1 protein-coding gene and 1 pseudogene are annotated in these 451 nt (G+C 36.8%); both read right to left on the bottom strand.

What is annotated here, in order from left to right; genetic code table 11:
- Nucleotides 1-285 (bottom strand): BlaI/MecI/CopY family transcriptional regulator (locus E3E27_RS10590; protein WP_206204894.1); only part of this gene is annotated, 285 nt, incomplete at its 3' end.
- 80 nt (nucleotides 286-365) lie between these two features.
- A pseudogene (locus E3E27_RS10770) lies at nucleotides 366-451 on the bottom strand (NDP-sugar synthase); the annotation flags it as partial.

Below are 451 nucleotides of genomic sequence, written 5' to 3'. Positions count from 1 at the left end.
CCTCAATGCCGAGGAGAATGCAATGTAACCAGGGAATAACACTAGTGCTATTTGATAAGGACTTTTTATCAAAGGCCTCCCAGGTTCTTCATTCACAAGATACAGACCTTTTTCAATTCTGTAGAGGTAACCCTTTCTGACAAGGCTTGAGAGTACTTTTTTAACCATATCCTTACTTAACCTTGGAAACAGGTCCACTACCTCTTGAATACTCACTATCTCAGCACTCTTAAGAATGTTCATTAATTCCTGCTCGGTTCTTGAAAGGTAGTAATTTTTCACCATATAGTGACTATTTTGGTCACTAACTTAATAAATTTTTCGGCAACTATCACTTAGGAAATAAAAAGAGAAATACTAAAAGCTTAATCCCCTCTCTGTATCTTTGCATGACCCCCGACTAAACTCTTCTTAAGCTCAAGGTTTCTTATTTCGCACTTTTCATCTATTA

Source organism: Thermococcus sp. MV11, assembly GCF_012027285.1.
Taxonomy (GTDB): domain Archaea; phylum Methanobacteriota_B; class Thermococci; order Thermococcales; family Thermococcaceae; genus Thermococcus; species Thermococcus cleftensis.
This window is presented reverse-complemented; position numbering and strand designations above follow the sequence as displayed.